Annotated in this window: 22 protein-coding genes; 12 read left to right on the top strand and 10 right to left on the bottom strand. The window is 63.4% G+C overall.

Going from position 1 to position 17,604, the window contains the following annotated elements:
* Window positions 1–16 precede the first annotated feature (16 nt).
* From M3A49_RS08670 to M3A49_RS08685, 4 genes are all read left to right on the top strand, one after another.
* Window positions 17–544 (top strand): type II secretion system protein, encoded by a 528-nt coding sequence (locus M3A49_RS08670; protein ID WP_266228333.1) that lies wholly within the window; start codon window positions 17–19, stop codon window positions 542–544.
* Window positions 545–553: 9 nt separating this feature from the next.
* A complete protein-coding gene (locus tag M3A49_RS08675; protein WP_266228334.1) occupies window positions 554–943 on the top strand; it encodes a type IV pilin protein in 390 nt (129 codons plus the stop codon).
* Between the two features lie 95 nt (window positions 944–1,038).
* Window positions 1,039–1,578: a type II secretion system protein gene (locus M3A49_RS08680; protein WP_254355688.1), complete on the top strand. Its 540-nt coding sequence runs from the start codon at window positions 1,039–1,041 to the stop codon at window positions 1,576–1,578.
* A gap of 166 nt (window positions 1,579–1,744) precedes the next feature.
* Complete coding sequence (locus tag M3A49_RS08685) at window positions 1,745–1,909, top strand: hypothetical protein (protein WP_254355643.1); 165 nt, start codon at window positions 1,745–1,747, stop codon at window positions 1,907–1,909.
* Window positions 1,910–1,980: 71 nt separating this feature from the next.
* On the opposite strand, the gene M3A49_RS08690 is transcribed toward M3A49_RS08685, so the two are convergent.
* Complete coding sequence (locus M3A49_RS08690) at window positions 1,981–2,823, bottom strand: alpha/beta fold hydrolase (RefSeq protein WP_266228335.1); 843 nt, start codon at window positions 2,821–2,823, stop codon at window positions 1,981–1,983.
* Between the two features lie 164 nt (window positions 2,824–2,987).
* On the opposite strand from M3A49_RS08690, the gene M3A49_RS08695 reads away from it, so the two are divergent.
* Window positions 2,988–3,359: a winged helix-turn-helix transcriptional regulator gene (locus tag M3A49_RS08695; protein WP_266228336.1), complete on the top strand. Its 372-nt coding sequence runs from the start codon at window positions 2,988–2,990 to the stop codon at window positions 3,357–3,359.
* Between the two features lie 19 nt (window positions 3,360–3,378).
* Here M3A49_RS08695 and M3A49_RS08700 read toward each other — a convergent pair whose 3' ends face one another.
* A complete protein-coding gene (locus M3A49_RS08700) occupies window positions 3,379–4,245 on the bottom strand; it encodes a LysR family transcriptional regulator (protein WP_266228337.1) in 867 nt (288 codons plus the stop codon).
* Window positions 4,246–4,361: 116 nt separating this feature from the next.
* On the opposite strand from M3A49_RS08700, the gene M3A49_RS08705 reads away from it, so the two are divergent.
* Window positions 4,362–4,973: an NIPSNAP family protein gene (locus M3A49_RS08705; protein WP_266228338.1), complete on the top strand. Its 612-nt coding sequence runs from the start codon at window positions 4,362–4,364 to the stop codon at window positions 4,971–4,973.
* A gap of 51 nt (window positions 4,974–5,024) precedes the next feature.
* On the opposite strand, the gene M3A49_RS08710 is transcribed toward M3A49_RS08705, so the two are convergent.
* The 3 genes from M3A49_RS08710 to M3A49_RS08720 form a co-directional block, all read right to left on the bottom strand.
* Complete coding sequence (locus M3A49_RS08710; RefSeq protein WP_266228339.1) at window positions 5,025–6,302, bottom strand: SUMF1/EgtB/PvdO family nonheme iron enzyme; 1,278 nt, start codon at window positions 6,300–6,302, stop codon at window positions 5,025–5,027.
* Between the two features lie 134 nt (window positions 6,303–6,436).
* A complete protein-coding gene (locus M3A49_RS08715; RefSeq protein WP_266228340.1) occupies window positions 6,437–7,195 on the bottom strand; it encodes a helix-turn-helix domain-containing protein in 759 nt (252 codons plus the stop codon).
* A gap of 182 nt (window positions 7,196–7,377) precedes the next feature.
* Entirely contained in the window at window positions 7,378–7,839 is a 462-nt protein-coding gene (locus M3A49_RS08720; RefSeq protein WP_028206374.1) for a universal stress protein, read from the bottom strand.
* 327 nt (window positions 7,840–8,166) lie between these two features.
* Between M3A49_RS08720 and M3A49_RS08725 the strand changes: the two genes are divergently transcribed.
* Window positions 8,167–9,729, top strand: coding sequence for an MFS transporter (locus M3A49_RS08725; RefSeq protein WP_266228500.1), 1,563 nt, complete (start codon window positions 8,167–8,169; stop codon window positions 9,727–9,729).
* Window positions 9,730–9,868: 139 nt separating this feature from the next.
* On the opposite strand, the gene M3A49_RS08730 is transcribed toward M3A49_RS08725, so the two are convergent.
* Window positions 9,869–10,459 carry an acyl-homoserine-lactone synthase gene (locus M3A49_RS08730; RefSeq protein ID WP_028206373.1) on the bottom strand — a complete coding sequence of 197 codons (591 nt, stop codon included), beginning with the start codon at window positions 10,457–10,459 and terminating at the stop codon, window positions 9,869–9,871.
* A 168-nt stretch (window positions 10,460–10,627) separates the two neighbouring features.
* Here M3A49_RS08730 and M3A49_RS08735 point away from each other — a divergent pair, with 168 nt between their 5' ends.
* The gene (locus M3A49_RS08735) at window positions 10,628–10,942 is read left to right on the top strand and encodes a helix-turn-helix transcriptional regulator (protein ID WP_035514098.1); all 315 of its coding nucleotides are present in this window, start codon (window positions 10,628–10,630) and stop codon (window positions 10,940–10,942) included.
* Here the strand turns inward: M3A49_RS08735 and M3A49_RS08740 are convergent.
* A complete protein-coding gene (locus M3A49_RS08740; protein WP_028206371.1) occupies window positions 10,926–11,630 on the bottom strand; it encodes a helix-turn-helix transcriptional regulator in 705 nt (234 codons plus the stop codon). The two genes, M3A49_RS08735 and M3A49_RS08740, sit on opposite strands and share 17 nt — an antisense overlap.
* 465 nt (window positions 11,631–12,095) lie before the next feature.
* Window positions 12,096–12,536 (bottom strand): DUF3005 domain-containing protein, encoded by a 441-nt coding sequence (locus M3A49_RS08745; protein WP_254355690.1) that lies wholly within the window; start codon window positions 12,534–12,536, stop codon window positions 12,096–12,098.
* 325 nt (window positions 12,537–12,861) lie between these two features.
* Between M3A49_RS08745 and M3A49_RS08750 the strand changes: the two genes are divergently transcribed.
* A complete protein-coding gene (locus tag M3A49_RS08750; RefSeq protein ID WP_028206369.1) occupies window positions 12,862–13,095 on the top strand; it encodes a hypothetical protein in 234 nt (77 codons plus the stop codon).
* Between the two features lie 124 nt (window positions 13,096–13,219).
* A complete protein-coding gene (gene epsC / locus M3A49_RS08755; RefSeq protein WP_266228341.1) occupies window positions 13,220–14,149 on the top strand; it encodes a serine O-acetyltransferase EpsC in 930 nt (309 codons plus the stop codon).
* 47 nt (window positions 14,150–14,196) lie between these two features.
* Here the strand turns inward: epsC and folE are convergent, their stop codons facing one another.
* Together folE and M3A49_RS08765 are read right to left on the bottom strand one after the other, a co-directional pair.
* On the bottom strand, window positions 14,197–14,877 hold the full coding sequence (gene folE / locus M3A49_RS08760; protein WP_254341905.1) for a GTP cyclohydrolase I FolE: 681 nt from the start codon (window positions 14,875–14,877) through the stop codon (window positions 14,197–14,199).
* A gap of 90 nt (window positions 14,878–14,967) precedes the next feature.
* On the bottom strand, window positions 14,968–15,891 hold the full coding sequence (locus M3A49_RS08765; RefSeq protein WP_266228343.1) for a LysR family transcriptional regulator: 924 nt from the start codon (window positions 15,889–15,891) through the stop codon (window positions 14,968–14,970).
* Window positions 15,892–16,198: 307 nt separating this feature from the next.
* Between M3A49_RS08765 and M3A49_RS08770 the strand changes: the two genes are divergently transcribed.
* Both M3A49_RS08770 and M3A49_RS08775 read left to right on the top strand, forming a co-directional pair.
* A complete protein-coding gene (locus M3A49_RS08770) occupies window positions 16,199–16,906 on the top strand; it encodes a 3-oxoacid CoA-transferase subunit A (RefSeq protein ID WP_254355653.1) in 708 nt (235 codons plus the stop codon).
* A gap of 17 nt (window positions 16,907–16,923) precedes the next feature.
* Complete coding sequence (locus M3A49_RS08775) at window positions 16,924–17,583, top strand: 3-oxoacid CoA-transferase subunit B (RefSeq protein WP_042260188.1); 660 nt, start codon at window positions 16,924–16,926, stop codon at window positions 17,581–17,583.
* The last annotated feature ends 21 nt before the right edge of the window (window positions 17,584–17,604 follow it).

Consider the following 17,604-nt stretch of genomic DNA (forward strand, 5'->3'; position numbering starts at 1 on the left):
TACCGGAAATAGCACGATGCGCTTGCGCGTCACACGCCAGCTCGATCAACGTGGATTTACGCTGATCGAGCTGGTGGTCACGCTCGCACTCGTCGGCATTCTCGCGCTCGCGATCATGCCGTTTTCGGAACTGATGGTGCAGCGTCAGAAGGAGCAGCAGCTGAGCGACGCATTGCGCGAGATCCGTACCGCGCTCGACGCCTACAAGGAGGCGAGCGATACCGGTCTCATCGACAAGGATGCGGAAGCGTCCGGCTATCCGCCGACGTTGAGCGTGCTCGTGACGGGCGTAAAGAACGCCAGGGATCCGAAAGGCGGACTGCTGATGTACCTGCGTCACGTGCCGCGCGATCCTTTCTTTAGCGGCGACCCGGACACGCTTGCCGAAGAGACGTGGAACGTGCGCTCTTATGGAGAGCCGCCGGATCAGGCAGCAGGCGGCGACCCGGGCATGAGCGGCGAACAGGCTGGCAAGGATGTGTTCGACGTGTCGTCGAAATCCGATCGCGTCGGCATTAACGGCATCCCGTACAAACAATGGTGACGATGCATCATGAAACCCGCTTGCACGCACAAGGCCCGCGGCTTCACCCTGATCGAACTCGTCGTCGTGATGGCAATCATCGGCCTGCTTCTGACAATAGCGGTGCCGCGCTATATGCACAGCATCGAACGCGGCAAGGAGCAGGTCAGGCAGCAGAACGTCGCGGTGATGCGCAACGCGATCGATCAGTACTACGGAGACAACGGCCAGTATCCTGAGACGCTCGACGAACTGGTGGCGAAGCATTACTTGCGCGCCGTCCCGGTGGATCCGGTCAATGGCGATGACAAATGGGCGGTGATTGCTTCGCCGGACGAAACCAAGCCGGGCGTCTACGACGTGGCGCCGGCGAGTGCTCCTCAGGGAGCGCCACCGCGCGCGGACGGGAGCGCCAAATGAGCCACGCGGCAGGCACGCGGCGTGTCGGCTCGCGCGCAAAAGCGCGGGCGCGGCGACGCTCGCGGCGGCGTGCCGCGCGTGAGGGCGGGCTCGTGCTGCTGACGCTCCTGATTGCGCTGATGCTGATGTCGATCGCATTGGCGGGCGCACTCGACGTGTGGTCGCTGCAACGCCGCCGCGAACAGGAGAAGCAACTGCTGTTCGCTGGCAACCAGTACCGGCTGGCGATTCTGCGGTATTACCGCGTCGGCCGCGCTTATCCCGCATCGGTCGACGAACTGCTCGACGACAAGCGGTTTCCCAAGTCCTTGCATCATCTGCGTTTTGCGTATCCGGATCCGATTACGGGCAAGAACGACTGGGTACCCATGCTGCAGGGCGATCGATTCTACGGCGTCTTCAGCCGGTCAGACGAGGCCACGATCAAGCGCGCAGGATTTCCGCGGCAATACGAGGATTTCGAGGGCGCGGAGACCTATGACGGGTGGAAGTTCCTGTTTCTGGCCCCGGGCCTGCGAACCGCACAGAGCAATGCTGGCGGCCTCGCCGCGCCTGGCAAATCGACCGGCTTTCCTGCGCTGTCTGGCTTCGATGGCGGTTTCCTGCCGGGGCAGCGGATGCCCGGGTCGCGGTAACCCGATCCTGCTCGCTAACGCGTTGCGATGGCGGCAACGAGCGAACATGCCGAGAACGTAAATCGCACCGCCTGACAGCGTGGAAAGCGCACCGGGCTGACCCAAGCGGAACAAGGCGAGAATCACGAGCGCGGCCGCGGTGAGCGTAGTACCGAAGAAGACCGCCATGAACGGCGACTTCACGATCTGCGTGTTGATCGTGTTCATCGCCGCTATGCCGGCTGCCGGTGGTGTGCGTGCGAACGACGCCATGAGTCCACGGGACGCACGTCGGCTCCTCACGCTGTTCAAACGAACGCTTTCGACCGACCTGTCGATTCTGGGTGCATAGCGACGGCCGTCCAGAAACCGGGATCGCGCCAAAGCAGGGCGCGCCTGGCGAAGTCAAATGGCGGCGTTCGGTTAAAGCGAATCTATCCATGAAGCCACGGCGGCGTTCACGTCGTCCGGGCGGTCCTGCATGATCCAGTGACCCGCGTTGGACCATGCTTGCACTTTCGATTTTGGGTGGGAGAACCACGGCCGCATGGCGTCGGCCTGGACTGGGTCGACACACAGGTGATAGAAGGGGACCTGCAAGCCTGCACAGAATCTTGCGCTCGCGTCTCCGATGCCTATCTGATCGTCGCCGAAGAACAAAGGGGCGAAGGATTCGCGAATGACGTGCAGCGGCATGCCTTGCAGCCGGCTCGCGTGCCGACGCTTGTGAGCCGGATCGGTCGCGGGCCCGTAGACGCGCTCGAACAACGCGGCGACGACGGCGCGAGGATCGCCTGCGTTCAGTTCATGGGCCGTTTTGTCGAAGACTTCAGCGGCATCGCCCGACAATCCAATTGCTCCGTCAACGGAGACGACGGCGCTGACCAGATCGGGCCGGCGCGCCGCGAGACGGGCTGCGATCTGGCCGCCCATCGAATGTCCCACGACGATGAATCGCTCGTTCGGGTAGCGCGTCACAATCAGCGCCTCGATGTCGGCAACATAGTCCTTCGGCGAATAAGCGCCGGACGGCGGAACCTCGGACGCACCGTGCCCGCGCAGGTCAACGGCGACGACGTGATACCTGCTCTCGAAGAAGGGCAATTGCCCACTCCAGTCCTGGGAATCGCAGGTCCAGCCGTGCAAAAACATCACGTTCTTCCCGGTGCCGCGGTCCGATGCAGAAAGTCGTGCAGTGGAGACGTTCGTTGGAACAGCGAAATCGGCTACATTGAGTAATGCCGAACTGCTCTGGACTGCTTCCATTCTGTATTCTCCGTGGTGATCGAGCCGATCGGGCGCTTTGCGCCCAGGCAGAGCCGTTCAGGCGCCAGGGCTCGAAGCAATATGCGTGATACTCATGGTATACGTTGGAGATCTACGGTCAATTACGCACCACGAAGTGCGTAGATATACAGGAGGATATCTGCATGGCTTGCGAGGTTGACGCAGTATTCTTTGCGGACTGTGCCGCGCGTTCGTTTTTCGATCAGGTGGCCAACAAGTGGTCGGTAATGATCCTGACGCTGCTCACGGAGAAGCCGACACGGTTCAATGAAATCAAGCGGCGGCTGGAAGGCATCACACACAAGGCGCTTACGCAGGCTCTGCGGCGTCTCGAGCGCAATGGTCTGATTGCGCGCGAAGTGATCCATGCCTCGCCGGTGGCGGTCGAATATTCGATTACCGAATTAGGGCGCACGCTGCAAGTGCCGTTTGGCGCCGTATATGATTGGTCGATCAAGCATCTGGACGAGATTGAGCACGCCCGGGATGCCTACGACCAAAGGGAAGGTCAGTAACATCGATTAAACAGGATCTCTAAGAATCTGAGAAATGCGGTTCGCGGCCAACACATTCCACCAGAAATGCCATGACAGCCTTGACGGCCGGCGTGCGACGGAGGTCGGGATAGGTCACGAGCCAAAGCGGCGTTTCCTGCGGCGCTGCTGCCCCGCCGACCCTGACGAGTGCCGTGTCGCCATCGCCGATCATCGTCGGCAGGAGTGCGACGCCGACACCGTTTCGAGCCGCCGCCTGCTGGCCGATCACATCGCCTGTTTCGAATACGATGGGGCGCCCGTCGAGATAAGCGCGCAGCCAGCGCTGATGACTCACATGGTCCAGTGACGCGTCATAAGCGATGAACTCCCATTGCGGCGCGGGGCGCGAGGCGTAGTCATGGCTGGCATACAAGCCGAAGCGGATCGCCCCGATCCGCCGCGTGACCAGACTGCCTTCCTTGGGCTCGACCATCCGGATGGCAATGTCGGCGACACCGCGATCCAGTGGTGCGATGCCGGCGGCGCCTTCCATGACGATCTTCACAGTTGGGTTGGCTTCGCGGAACGCGCGCATGTGCTGCGCGATGCAATGGCTGCCGAGAGTAGGCGGCACGCTGATACGTACCGTGCCGGACAACGAGGAGGAAGCACGCAACGCATAGGCCTCGACCGCCAGCGCGCCTTCGACCATCGGTGCTGCCAGCGCGGCGATCGCTTTGCCGTCCTCGGTCAGGCGAACGCTGCGAGGCAGGCGATAAACAAGCTTCAACCCGAGTGCCGTCTCCAGCGACGCGACACGCCGCCCGATAGTCGCATGTTCGACCGACAGCGCGCCCGCGGCGCCGGAGAGCGTCCCCACGCGCGCGAGCACGACAAAGTAGCGTAGATCCTGCCAATCGAACATGGCTATTTCCAGACAGAGTGTGTGAGCAAAGAGGGAATTCTCTTCTGAACAGGACCAGTCTAAGCTCGTTCGTCAAGGACGTCCGAAGGGGCGTTCATGGACTCAGGAGATTCGCTATGCATTACGAACTGACTACGCTGTCGTCGCACATTTTGAAGCTTCCCCAGGTGATCGCGAATGCGCAGACGTGGCTCGATCGTCCGGTGGCCACGGGACGCAGGCTCGGGATCTGGACCTCGGAAAACGGCCGGCTCGGAAGCGTGCGCGTTCTGCGCGGCTTTGCCGATGCGGAAGAACTGGCGCGCGAACGGTACCGCGAGTTGCACCATCCCGATCCGTTCGGGGCCGCCAGCAGCGCGTGTACATTCGAGAGCGAGAGCTACGCCGGTTTTCCGTTCCTCCCGATTGTCGAGCCGGGAGTCTTCGGCAAGTATTACGAGTTCCGCACCTACTGGCTCAAGCCAGGCGGACTGACGCCGACCATCGAGGCATGGGAGGCCGCGATGCCCGAGCGCTCAAAGCGGTCGCCGCTGACACTCAACATGTATGCGCTCGATGGCGCGCCGCGCATCACGCACATCTGGCCTTGGAACAGCCTCGATGAGCGCATCGCGATTCGCGCCAAATCGTTTGCCGACGGCATTTGGCCGCCGAAAGGCGGACCGGAGCAATTCCACGAAGCGACTTCCACGATCTGGATTCCGACCGTCGACTCGCCGCTTCGTTGATTTCGTCCGGTAGCTTGCCGATCGCGCTCTGTGTCGGGTTCGATTGGCGAGTCAGTTGCGAACGCAACGAAATCCCGCATAAACATACTGATAACGCGGCTGAAACCAGTTGCGGAACGTTGGCCGCAACATGCACTGGGCGGTGCGCGGCGAGCCGCCTTTCATTGCGTAGTGCTGACCGTCGAAGAAGTTTGCCGAATACCCTTCGTAGAACGGGAACGCCTTGAAGCCCGGCAGTGGACCGAAGAGCGTGGAGGTCCATTCCCAGCCGTTGCCGTACAGGCCTTCCACGCCCCACGTGCTGGCGCTGTCCGGTGTGGCGTCGACGGCCACCGGGTTCCAGTCGCGGAAGTCGAAGTTGTCGCTGCGGCCGGGCAGCGCGCCATGCGCCGCGCGCTGCCACTGCGCCTCGCTCGGCAGCGCCATGCCGCGCCAGCGCGCAAAGGCGCTGGCTTCGGCGTGGCTCACATACACAGGCCATGCAAGCGGCAATGCGATGTCTTCGAACATCGTGCGCAGCGTCCAGCCTTCGGCGCCCCGCGACCAGAATACGGGGTGCGCCACGACTGCGCTTTCCTTCCAGGCCCAGTCCGCGTCGTTCCAGAGTTCGCGCTTCTGGTAGCCGCCGTCCTCGATAAATTCGAGAAACGCGCCATTCGTCACCATGTAGCGGTCGATCTCGAAGGCCGGCACGTCGACCTGCTGCTCGCCGAACTCGTTGTCCCAGCCGAACAGGCCTCGCTCGGCGGTCATGCCGAGTTCCGTGCGGCCCGCGGGCACCTGCACCGTTCCGGCCTTGACCGTATAGAGCGGGTCGGCGCGCGCGCCCGTAGCGGCGGGCGCCTGCTTTTGCGCGAACGGCAACTGGTGGAGCATGTAGGCGAGCGTTTCGACGTGCATGAGCCGATGTTCGATCGCGACGTTCAGCAACTGCCCTGGCGTGTCGTGATTCGAGGCATCGGGCGGCAGGTCGAGCGTCGAGAGCTGCGCGTCGATGCGGCTGCGTGCGTCGCGTCCGTAGGCCAGGACTTCGGCGAGGTCGGGCCAGTCGGCGGGCACATCGGTCGGCAGGCCGCCATCGACCGGATCGATGCCGAACGCGAACAGCTGGTCGAGGCGCGCATCGGCGGAGGGCACGTCGAACAGGCGCTTGTCGAAGAGGTTGCGGTCAAATGCTTCCAGATGACCGATATAGAACACGATGCGGTGCCGCTCGCGAATGGGCCGCTCGTACAGAAACTCGGGCTTGACGACGTTGAAGAGCGCGTCGCTGGCGGTGCGCGCCGCTTCGAGGCGGGCCGCGAGCGTGGGGGATTGCGCGAGATGCATTTCGGCGATTCTCCTTGCGTGGGCGTAGTACGAAACTTTAACCCTGCGCAGGAGTTGTGCCAACGGCGTTGCCGCGCCAGCGAGGCGCGGCGCCGGCACCCCGGGCGGGCCGCCCGCCCGGGATTTGCCGCGAATTACAGATGCCGCAGACCTTCGATATCGATGATACGGATCAGCTTGCCCTGTGCGTCGATCAGGCCGCGCTTTTGAAATCGCGACAGAGTGCGGCTCACCGTTTCGAGCGTCATGCCGAGATAGCTGCCCATGTCCTCACGCGTCATGCGCAGGTTGAACTCCGCATGCGAATAGCCGCGCTGGCCGTTGCGTTCGGAAACGTCCAGCAGGAACGCAGCGACGCGTTCGTCGGCAGAGAGCGAGCCGAGCACCATCATTTGCGACGATTCGCGGATGAGTTGCTCGCTCATGAGGCGGAGCAGCCGGTCTTGCATAGCGCCGGTTTCGCGGCACAAATGCTTGAGGGCCGAGTAGGGAATGAGGCAGACCGAGCTGTCTTCGAGCGCCACGGCACTGCAGGTGTGGAAGCCGGTGCTGATGCCGTCGAGGCCGAGCGGGTCGCCGGCCAGACGCAGGCCGGTGACCTGCTCGCGGCCGTCGCGGTGCGCCATGACCGTCTTGAGCGAGCCAGAACGCGCGACGTAGAGATTGTCGAATGCGTCGCCGGCGCGATACACGGCTTCGCCGCGCCGCACACTGCGCGCGGAGCAAATCAATGCTTCGAGTTTCGGCAGGTCGTCGAGCGTGAGGCCCTGGGGCATGCACAGGTGCCGCATGGCGCAAACCGAACAGCGCGTGGACGTGCGCGGCGCCGTCGTCAGGGGCGTGCGATTGCTGCGGCGCACGGTGGTTTGAGAAGCGACGGTATGGTTCAGCATGGACAATGCTCCTTTGATTTCTGTCCAGGCATTGTCCACCGGGGTCGAATCTCAGATTAGTGACAAAGCGACGCGCATTTAAGATGAATCCTTTTGAGCCTTGTCAGAAGCCGCTCGCGCGGCGTCTGACGGCGCGCAAGCGACTCTCCAATAACACGCAAAACGGCCTGTGCTCAATGCGACTACTGCCCGGCATTTCCGGCGGCAGACGGGATGAGGAGGACGGGCAGCGTGGACTGCCGCACGCAGCGTTCGGCAACGCTGCCGAGGATGAGGCGCTGGAAGCCCCGGCGGCCGTGTGTGCCCATTACGATCAGGTCGGAGCCTGCGGTTTTCGCGGCGCTGAGCACGAGCGTCGGCACGTCATCGAGCGAGGAGGCTTCGCCCGTGAGCATGGCGCCCTGCACGCCATGCTCGCCCATGGCCTTGTTCATTTCTTCCGCGAGTTCGTTGCCCTGCGCGATCATCTGGTTGCGCAGGATCGACGGGTCGTAGCCGGGCGCGTCGAAATACATGGGCGTGTTCTCGATCACGTAATACGGCTGCAGCGTCGCGCCCATCGCCTTCGCCAGATCGAGCGCGGCTTCGAAGGCGCGGCGCGAGGTGGCACTGCCGTCGACGGCGACAAGGATGCGTGTGTACATAAGACCTCCTCTTTGAGTGGGATCGAGAATCGCGCGGCCCCGGGCGATGCTGCGACGAGGCGGGCGCGGCGTGTCGTGACTGGCGAGAAGCTTAATGGATCGCCAGTAAACACGCAGCCGGACTGTATGAAATGTGGAAGGTGCAGGAAGGAAGATCAAGTGGGTTGCGTCGGAATATCGCAGCGCCGCCTGGTTTCATTTGCTATGTCGTTATGTTGCACGCGCACCGGCATACCGCTATCGTTGCCTCTTTTTCGCTCCGCGCAGTCTTCCCCTCCCGTGAAACCTTCCTCCGCTAACCTGCCGTTTCGCGACGCGTTGCTGGCCATGCTCGGCATCGGCCTCGTCAACATGCTCGTCGCACTCGATCAAACCGTCGTCAGCACCGCTTTGCCCTCGATCGTCGCCGAACTGCACGGTTTCGAGTTCTACGCGTGGATCGCGAGCGCCTACCTGCTGGCCTCGGTCGTGACGGTGCCCGTGTTCGGCCGGCTCGGCGACTACTTTGGCCGCAAGCGCTTCGTGATCGCCGCGGTGATTGTGTTTACGGCGGCCTCCGTGCTGTGCGGCCTCGCGACCGACATGCGTTTTCTGGCAGCGGCGCGGGCGCTGCAGGGCGTTGGAGGCGGGATGATGGTGGGCACGGCGTTCGCCTCGATTCCCGATCTCTTTCCCGACCCGCGTGCGCGGGTGCGCTGGCAGGTCGTCATGGCGGCCGCCTACGGCATCGGGACGGCGGCGGGGCCTTCACTGGGCGGCTGGCTCAGCGAGCACTTTGGCTGGCGCTCGACCTTTCTCGTCAATCTGCCGGTTGGCGCGCTTGCACTTTATTTCATCTGGGCGCATCTGCCGCGCTACCAGCCGGGGCGTACCGGCGAGGTGCGCATCGACTGGACGGGCGCCGCGCTCGTCGCACTGGTGCTGGGCGGTTTCCAGACCCTGATCGAGGCGGTGCCCCGGAGCGGCCTGACGACCGGCAACGGCGTGCTCGCGCTGGCAGTGCTCGCCGGCGCGGCGGCGCTGCTGGCCTGCGAGCGCCGCGCGACGCACCCGATCATCCCGCTTGACCTGTTTCGCGACCCGCAGCTCGTCACCTTGTTTACGCTCTCGACGCTCTCGGGCTTCGTGATGTTCTCGCTCATCTTTTTCGCGCCGCTCCTGCTGCAGGGCGGTTTCGGGCTGTCGCCCCAGGAGGCGGGGCTGCTCGCCACGCCGATCGCCGCCTGTATCGCGCTAGGCAGCCTGATCAACACGCGCATCGTGATCCGGCTGCGCAAGCCCACGACGATTCTGACGGTCGGCTTCAGCTTGCTGGTCGCGGCTTCCGCCGGTCTTGCCTTCGCGTCCCGGCACACGGCGCACCTCTGGCTCGAGCTGGCGATGTCGGCGGTGGGCATCGGGCTCGGCTTCATCCTGAACAACCTGAATATCTTCGGTCAGGAGATTGCCGGGCGGGAGCGTTTCGGTATCACGACCGCCTTGCTGCAATCCACGCGGATGGTGGGCGGCATGCTCGGCACCAGCGTCGTGGCGACCATCGTCAACCATCGCTATGCGGCCGGGGTGGGGGACGCGCTGGCGGTGATCGGCGCGCCGCTGCAGCAGCGCTGGCAGCCCCAGCTCGCCGATCCGCGCGTGCTCATCGACCCGTCGTTGCGCGAGGGTCTCGTCGCGCAGATGAAGGCGGCAGGGCTCGACGGCGCGGCGCTGATCGATGCGGTGCGCCACGTACTGGTGGATGCGATCCATCTGGGCATCGGCCTGACGGGCTGCGCGGCGCTCGCGGCGGCCCTGTGCGTGGGGCGGATTTCCCATATCCGCTTCAGCCGCAGCGCCTCGGCGGCGCAGAAAACTACTGAAGCGCACGCCGACGAGGTCAAGGCCGATTAGGGGCCGCCGCGTTCGGGTGTACGCAGTCGGCGCAGGTTTTCGCGTTATATTTGTCTGACAAAAACAACAGCGTGTCTGGCTGAGCGAAAAGGGCGGCAACACCCAGCCAGCGCGTATTTGTCTCTGCGCGGCGTCGCCCTCAGGCGGCGTGGGCCATCGCCCCGAACAGCGCGTGGTGCGTTTGCTGGCTCATGGCGATTTCCAGCGCGACGGCGTTCTCCACGCCAATGCGCATCGGCGCGCCAAGCCGCGTCAGCTCGATGCCCGTACGGCGCAGCAGGCGCTCCATCGGCGTCGTGGTCACCGTCACGTAGCTGTTGATGCCCGCCCGGTCGGCGAACGAGACGACCGCGCGCATCGCGCTCATCGTCACGTCGGCGAAGCCAAATGCCTGGTCGTTGCCCGACTCGATGGCGAAGCGGCTCAGTTCCCAGATGTTGCGGGCCGTGGGCGCAGCCTTGCCCTGCAGCAGTTGCGGGAAGGTGTCACGCAACATGTTGGGGCCTTCGGTGGGCATCAGGCGCCAGCAGCCGCGCACGTGGCCCGTGCCGTCCTGAATCAGCATGTAATGGGGCCCGAGCGCGTCGTAGCCGTCGATTTCCATCCCCGCGATGGTGGGAATGTCCCAGCCGAGGCGGTCGCGGAACACCCGCGCGCGCAGCCGGTACATTTCATTGATGTCCTCGTTGTCGAAGTCCTGTCTCAGTCCGATCCGTATCGCAGCTTGCATGACAACTCTCCCGATTTGTGTGGAAGCGCGGCAGTACGGTTCGAAAGCTATGCGTTATGAATATAAAAAAACACCTATCTAGATAGGTAGGTGCGCAGATAGGGCCTCTTAAGGAGAATCACTTCCGCGGCAGTCACTCATCAGGCATATCTGACAGCGAGAGTCATCATGGAACTTATGGGCAATCAATGGCACTCGGGTGCGAATACCATGTCGTCCCCCGGGGATCTGTCCTCGGTCGTCGACCGCGTCCTGATCATTGCGTATCGGAAGAAGAAGAAAGAGAGCCAGCGCCGCTTCTGGGCGCGTTTCGGCGTGACGCAGTCGCGCGGCAGCCGGTTCGAGTCGGGCGCGGAGATTCCGCCGCCGGTGTCGATCCTGCTCGGGCTGTATTTCAACAAGACGATTTCGGACGGCGACCTTGGGCGTGCCGAGCGCGTGTTGCGCGGCGAAGCACCGATGGTGCTTAGCCCGGGTCAATAAGACCCATCTGGGTCGCGATCACGGCTGCCGCTCGCCGTGAGTTAACGCCGAACTTCCCGCGAATGTTCTTCATGTGGAAGTTCACGACGGCCTCAGAGCAATTCAGGATGTGAGAAATTTCCCAAGTGGACTTGCCTAGCGCAGTCCACTTGAGGCATTCCTTTTCCCGTGGCGTGAGCTTGGGAATCAGCGACTGAACGTGGTCGTTCAGGTGCCGCTGGCTCGTGTCCAGCACGAGATCGCGCAGCAGGACGAGATTCGGCAACGCGCGGTTCACGTCGTCCCAGAACTTGTCTGTGGGATTCGCGTCGTTGACGAAGCAGAGCATGCCGATTTCCTGGCGTGGGCCATGGATCGGCAGGGTGATGCCTGCGCGCAGCCCGTACGAGCGGGCCTCCTCATACATCGATTGTTGCTGCTCGGTCGCGAAAAGCTCCGGCGACCAGATGAGCGGCGCCGAACGCGTGGTGCAATGCGACACGGTCGGATCGAAGTAGGCCATTCCGTGGTCGTTGTACGTCTGCCGCCAGGCGGCCGAGTAGTTCGTGCGAATGAACGCGTCCTCGAGCCTCATGCCCGGGCGCGGCAAGATAGCCAGCATGAGCTGGCTGAATCCCCACGAGCTGGCGAGCTTCGCCACCGCGTCGAACCACGCTGCCTCTTCGGGCGCGTCGAGCACGGGCGACATCTGCTCAATAAAATGTAGAGGCACGTTCAACACTCTCCATCAGCGCTGGGCGAGATCGCGGGGCAAGCCCTCAGACACTCGCTCCTCGCTTCTTATGATGTAAGAATTTATCACTAAATTCCTATCTGATCCCCCCTCGTCTGCAATCCTCCCGCTTTGTGGGGTCATTTCTGTCAGATTTCGGTGACATCGGAGAGAGTTCTGCGGCTCCTGAACAAGCGCAGGTCTGCACGAAAAAAGTGCACTGCACCGAAGCTGAGACAAAGCCAGACGGCATTTCGAAAGCGGCAAAAGCGTGCAATTCGCCGGGATAATGCCGTTGATTTATCGGCTTTCATTAATTTTCAGGCTTTTCATTTCGAGTTTTAACTGCACTCGACTGGATACTGTCTATATCCGCCATTGCTACGAAATCGCCTGGATAATCGCAAACGATTCGCCGCGTCGTGAGCGGCGAATCGTTGTTCAGGGCTTGCGCTGCAACTCGATCACGCGCGTCGGTCGCAGGTGGTTGAGCGCGAAGTGCAGGCGTCCCGGGCTGCGGCGCACGCCCGCTTCGCGTGCGGCGTTGCGCTGCCAGTCGGCGTCGCTGGGCCCTTCCGGCGCGCTCATGCCGAGGTCGACGGCCTCGTATCCGGACTCCAGCGCGATCGGCAGCCGGTGTACGCCCTTGCGACTGTCGAAGCCCGCCAGGCCGTCATCTGCTTCGGCCACGCTGTTGACGAGCGTCGCATTGCTGGTCGTCACTTCATCGGGGCCGATGCAGCCTTCGCCCGCCAGGCGTGCCGCCTCGCGGTTTTTGCCGTCGGTGTCGACCGAGCTGTCGTGCGTGCGGTCGTTGTGGAGTTCGGCGCTGCGCGGCCGCGACGTCGACGCGCTCACATCTCCCACATTCGATTTTTGCATGTCGTCGGGACGATTCATGATGCTTCCTCCTTGGAAGATCTGGGTGCCTGCGTTCAGCAGGCCATTCCGCAAGCGCCGTTCCGCTGCAGCGCCGCACCCTTGAATCGGGATGAAAAGCAAGCCGGTTCGCCAGGAGAACGCCTCCAGCGATGTTGCATTTTTTTCGTTGGTTTGCGCTTTTTCCCAGGAGTATGATCCTCTTTCAACGAGTTGGCGCGCTTTCGATTAATGGGCCGGGCGAGGGCTCATGCTGTGGCTTTGCCGCACGATCTTGAATGCACGCGCCAAATAAAATGGACGAGGCAGTCAGGGGCGGGTGACACACATGCACTTCGACGCTGCATTTACGCATCGTGGCTATTTGCTGAATTGCGCACCGGCGCGTGCCGGTGACGGCACGTATCAACCGTATGTGGTGATTTCGCGCTCGAGCGACGGCGAACTCGTTGCCAACCGATTTTTCCCTGCCGAATTGCGCTTTTCCGATGAGGCGGCCGCGATCGCCCATGCGCGCGACTGGGCCGTGCGCTGGATCGACGCGAGCACGGTCACGCTTTGAGCGCGCGCGCCCCGCGGGCGTAGCCCGACTTCGAGGGCGCTTCGGCGAACTCCCGCAAAACGCGGTAATCTCTGGGGTCGATACACCACTCCCGCACGGACCCTGCGTCTGCTGCCGCATCACCATGTCCAAAGCTGCTTCCCCCGACTGGGGTCTCGAACAGATCGTCGCCGATCTGCGTGCGTCGCGTGAAGAGCGGCACCGCACGCGCCATCCACTCGGTATCCGCGAACTGCCGTCACGCGATGCGGTCGTCAACATCGTGGCCGGCCTGCGCGCCGCGCTCTTTCCAACGCATTACGGCGCCCCCGACCTGACCGACGAGAGCATCGACTACTACGTGGGCCATACGCTCGACAGCACCTTGCGGCTGCTTGCCGAGCAGATTCGCCGCGCGTTGCGCTTCCTGCCGGAAAGCTCGCAGGCGAGCGACGACGAACTGCGCGTGCGCGCATTCGACGTGGCGCGCGAGTTCGGCCGGCAACTGCCCGACATTCGCGCGCTGCTCGTGAGCGACATTCAGGCAGCGTTCACGGGCGACCCGGCCGCGCAGCACATCACCGAGATCCTGCTGTGCTACCCGGGCGTGTGGGCGATGACGCATCATCGGCTCGCGCATGCGCTGCACCGTCTCGGCGTGCCGCTGCTCGCGCGCTTCATCAACGAGATCGCGCATTCGGCAACGGGCATCGACATTCACCCAGGCGCACAGATCGGTTCGAGCTTCTTCATCGACCACGGCACGGGCGTCGTGATCGGCGAGACGGCGATCATCGGCGAGCGCGTGCGCGTGTATCAGGCCGTGACGCTCGGTGCGAAGAGTTTCGCGGCCGACCTCGACGGTACGCTCGTGAAGGGCAATGCGCGCCATCCGATCGTCGAGGACGATGTGGTGATCTACGCGGGCGCGACGATTCTCGGCCGCGTGACGATCGGGCGCGGCTCCGTGATTGGCGGGAACGTGTGGCTCACGCATAGCGTGCCGCCGGGCAGCAGCGTGCGCCAGGGCAAGATTCGCGAGATCGAGCGGGGCGACGAAGGTCCGCTCAAGTAAGGAGGGGAACGGGACACGCGGTCCCGTTCTTTATCGGCTGGTTGCGTTCAGGTATTCGCGACGCTCATTGCACCCGGATTGCCGACGATCGCGAGAAACTCGCGGCGCGTGGAAGGATCGGTGCGGAACGTGCCGAGCATGCGCGACGTCACCATCGCCACACCCGCCTTGTGCACCCCGCGCGTGGACATGCATTGATGCGCTGCTTCGAGTATCACGCCCACGCCCTTGGGCTGCAGGATTTCATTGAGCGTGTCGGCGATCTGCGCGGTCATCTTCTCCTGGATCTGCAGGCGCTTCGCGAACGCGTCGACGAGACGCGCGAGCTTCGAGATACCCACCACGCGATGCTCGGGCAAATACGCCACGTGTGCGCGCCCGATGATCGGCACCATGTGATGCTCGCAGTAGCTCTCGAAGCGGATGTCCTTCAACACGATCATTTCGTCGTAGCCGTCGACCTCCGAGAAGGTGCGTGACAGGATTTCGCGCGGATCGATCTCATAGCCCGCGAAGAACTCCTCATAGGCGCGCACGACGCGACCCGGCGTATCGAGCAGCCCTTCGCGAGCGGGATCGTCCCCGGCCCAGCGCAACAGCACGCGCACGGCGTCCTCGGCTTCGGCGCGCGACGGGCGCGCGGCGGTCGTGCTCGTCACGCTCTTGCGTTGCTTCGAACCCTGGGTCGCGCTTTGCTTCGATTTCCCGGCCTTTTTTTCTTCGCTCATGCATGGGCTCCTGACAGGTGGGAGGACGCCGCTCTGGCGTGCACCACGAGCGCCCATTGTTTCATGTTTTGCCGTGCTTGGCGCGAGGGCTCATTTGGGCCATTCGTCCATGGCGTCGTTGAACAGTTCTGCCACGATGCTTCGCAGCCATTCGCCACGCGGCGCATTGTGATACTTGCGATGCCAGTGCTGCTTGAGATCGAAACGCGGCAACTGCAGCGGCGGCTCGACGAGCGTGATCGATGCATGCTCGGACACATAGGCGAAGCCGATGGCATGCGGCACGGTCGCGATGAGGTCGGAGCGCGTGAGAATGAACGGCAGGCTCATGAAGTGAGGCGTTTCGAGCACGGCGCGGCGGCGCATGCGCCTTTTCTCCAGATACTGTTCCAGCACTTCCTGGCTGCGTCCCTCGGCGCGCACGACGGCATGGCCCATGGCGAGAAACTGCTCGATCGTCATGGCTTTGCCCGCGAGCGGATGCCCGCTGCGCATCATGCAGATGAAGCGGTGCGTGAAGAGGCGCTGCTGGAAGAAGTTGTTGCCGCCGAGATCGGGGAAATAACCGACCGCGAGATCGATGTCGCCCGATTCGAGACCGCGCTCGACCTGGCTTGGCGGCAGCGACACCGAACGCAGGTTCGCGTTGGGCGCGCGCTCGGCGAACACCTGCAGGAGGCGCGGAAGAAACACGATCTCGCCGACGTCGGAGAGCGCGATGGAGAACGTGTGCGTGCTCGTGGCGGGATCGAAGTCCTGCGCCTGGAGCATGCCTTTCTCGATGCGCACCAGCGCGTCGCGCGCGGCGGGAATGAGACTGAGCGCTCGCGGCGTGGGCTCCATGCCGCGCGAGGTGCGCACGAAGAGCGGGTCGCCGAAGTACTCTCGCAGCTTGCCGAGCGCCGTGCTCACGCGCGGCTGGCTCACGCCGAGGCGCTCGGCGGCGCGGCTCACGTTGCGCGTTTCCTCCATGGCCACGAGAAAGGGGATGAGATTCAGATCGAGGTCTTGCATGAAAGGCGGCGGCGCTGATTATGTCGAAATCGGATAAAGACTAGTCGATGAATCGGAATTCCGGATATTGGGGTATGTGCCCACGGGCGCGCCTGGCCTGAAGGACGGGCCGCGCGTTCGATCCGGCGCGCACCGGCGCCGACATGAAGTAGATTGCCTGTGTGGGTAGACCCGCCTTGACAAGCGCTTGAATCCACTCCGATAATGCGCTGGACGTTCGCTAAACGAATCAGTGTTCGTATATAGAACTTTTTCGCGATCGAGTGACGTGGACCTTCCGCGATGCGCATCGCTTTCAGGAACAGGCATGATCAACAAGATTTTCGACTCGCTTCAAGCCGCCGTGGCCGATGTGCATGACGGCGCCACGGTGATGATCGGCGGCTTCGGCACGGCCGGTATGCCCGCCGAACTGATCGACGCGCTCATCGAGCAGGGCGCGCGCGACCTCACCATCGTCAACAACAACGCAGGCAACGGCGACATCGGCCTTGCCGCGCTGCTCAAGGCGAAGCGTGTGCGCAAGATCATCTGCTCGTTCCCGCGCCAGACCGACTCGTATGTGTTCGACGCGCTCTATCGCGCCGGCGAAATCGAGCTCGAACTCGTGCCGCAAGGTAATCTGGCCGAGCGCATCCGCGCCGCTGGCGCCGGCATTGGCGGCTTCTTCACGCCCACGGGCTACGCCACGAAGCTCGCCGAAGGCAAGGAAACGCGCCTGATCGACGGCCGTCACTATGTGCTCGAAGCGCCGCTGCACGCCGACTTCGCGCTTATCAAGGCGTACAAGGGCGATCGCTGGGGCAACCTCGTCTATCGCAAGACGGCGCGCAACTTCGGGCCGATCATGGCGAGCGCGGCGAAGGTCGCCATCGCGCAGGTTTCGGAAGTCGTCGAACTCGGCCAGCTCGATCCGGAAAACATCGTGACGCCCGGCATTTTCGTGCAACGCGTCGTGGCAGTGCCGCAAGCGGCGCATCAAGCGCACGCCGACCAAAGCGGCCAGGCAGCCTGAAGGAACGGAGAGAGGCAATGAAACGACTGAATCGCGATGAAATGGCCAAGCGCGTGGCCGCGGACATTCCCGAAGGCGCGTATGTGAATCTCGGCATCGGCGTTCCGACGTTGGTGGCCAACCACCTCGATCCGAGCAAGGAAATCTTCCTGCACAGCGAGAACGGCCTGCTCGGCATGGGCCCGGCGCCCGCGCCCGGCGAGGAAGACGACGAGCTCATCAACGCGGGCAAGCAGCACGTCACGCTGCTCACCGGCGGCGCCTTCTTCCACCACGCCGACTCGTTCGCGATGATGCGCGGCGGCCACCTCGACTACTGCGTGCTCGGCGCGTTCCAGGTGTCGGTCAATGGCGACCTCGCGAACTGGCACACCGGCGCGCCCGACGCGATTCCGGCCGTGGGCGGCGCGATGGACCTCGCACTCGGCGCCAAGCAGGTGTTCGTCATGATGGAACTGTTGACGAAGCAGGGCGAAAGCAAGCTCGTGAGCGAATGCTCGTACCCGGTGACGGGCGTGGGCTGCGTGGGCCGCATCTATACCGACCTCGCCGCGTTCGACGTCACGCCCGAAGGCCTCGCCGTGCGCGAGATCTATTCGGACATCGATTTCGACGCGCTGCAGAAGCTAGCCGGCGTGCCGCTGATCGACGCGACGCAAAACCGCCGCGCAGCGTAAACTGTTCGTAGACGTGCGCAT

The organism is Paraburkholderia sp. CNPSo 3076, assembly GCF_026343935.1.
GTDB classification, from domain to species: Bacteria; Pseudomonadota; Gammaproteobacteria; order Burkholderiales; family Burkholderiaceae; genus Paraburkholderia; species Paraburkholderia nodosa.

Coding starts and splice junctions, on each gene's coding strand:
- M3A49_RS08670 (WP_266228333.1), top strand. CDS start 17: ATGCGCTTGCGCGTCACACGCCAGCTCGATCAACGTGGATTTACGCTG.
- M3A49_RS08750 (WP_028206369.1), top strand. CDS start 12,862: ATGCACTTCGACGCTGCATTTACGCATCGTGGCTATTTGCTGAATTGC.
- M3A49_RS08770 (WP_254355653.1), top strand. CDS start 16,199: ATGATCAACAAGATTTTCGACTCGCTTCAAGCCGCCGTGGCCGATGTG.
- M3A49_RS08725 (WP_266228500.1), top strand. CDS start 8,167: ATGCTCGGCATCGGCCTCGTCAACATGCTCGTCGCACTCGATCAAACC.
- M3A49_RS08695 (WP_266228336.1), top strand. CDS start 2,988: ATGGCTTGCGAGGTTGACGCAGTATTCTTTGCGGACTGTGCCGCGCGT.
- M3A49_RS08775 (WP_042260188.1), top strand. CDS start 16,924: ATGAAACGACTGAATCGCGATGAAATGGCCAAGCGCGTGGCCGCGGAC.
- M3A49_RS08690 (WP_266228335.1), bottom strand. CDS start 2,823: ATGGAAGCAGTCCAGAGCAGTTCGGCATTACTCAATGTAGCCGATTTC.
- M3A49_RS08765 (WP_266228343.1), bottom strand. CDS start 15,891: ATGCAAGACCTCGATCTGAATCTCATCCCCTTTCTCGTGGCCATGGAG.
- epsC (WP_266228341.1), top strand. CDS start 13,220: ATGTCCAAAGCTGCTTCCCCCGACTGGGGTCTCGAACAGATCGTCGCC.
- M3A49_RS08710 (WP_266228339.1), bottom strand. CDS start 6,302: ATGCATCTCGCGCAATCCCCCACGCTCGCGGCCCGCCTCGAAGCGGCG.
- M3A49_RS08685 (WP_254355643.1), top strand. CDS start 1,745: ATGAACGGCGACTTCACGATCTGCGTGTTGATCGTGTTCATCGCCGCT.
- M3A49_RS08730 (WP_028206373.1), bottom strand. CDS start 10,459: ATGCAAGCTGCGATACGGATCGGACTGAGACAGGACTTCGACAACGAG.
- M3A49_RS08720 (WP_028206374.1), bottom strand. CDS start 7,839: ATGTACACACGCATCCTTGTCGCCGTCGACGGCAGTGCCACCTCGCGC.
- M3A49_RS08735 (WP_035514098.1), top strand. CDS start 10,628: ATGGAACTTATGGGCAATCAATGGCACTCGGGTGCGAATACCATGTCG.
- M3A49_RS08745 (WP_254355690.1), bottom strand. CDS start 12,536: ATGCAAAAATCGAATGTGGGAGATGTGAGCGCGTCGACGTCGCGGCCG.
- M3A49_RS08715 (WP_266228340.1), bottom strand. CDS start 7,195: ATGCTGAACCATACCGTCGCTTCTCAAACCACCGTGCGCCGCAGCAAT.
- M3A49_RS08705 (WP_266228338.1), top strand. CDS start 4,362: ATGCATTACGAACTGACTACGCTGTCGTCGCACATTTTGAAGCTTCCC.
- M3A49_RS08700 (WP_266228337.1), bottom strand. CDS start 4,245: ATGTTCGATTGGCAGGATCTACGCTACTTTGTCGTGCTCGCGCGCGTG.
- folE (WP_254341905.1), bottom strand. CDS start 14,877: ATGAGCGAAGAAAAAAAGGCCGGGAAATCGAAGCAAAGCGCGACCCAG.
- M3A49_RS08740 (WP_028206371.1), bottom strand. CDS start 11,630: ATGTCGCCCGTGCTCGACGCGCCCGAAGAGGCAGCGTGGTTCGACGCG.
- M3A49_RS08675 (WP_266228334.1), top strand. CDS start 554: ATGAAACCCGCTTGCACGCACAAGGCCCGCGGCTTCACCCTGATCGAA.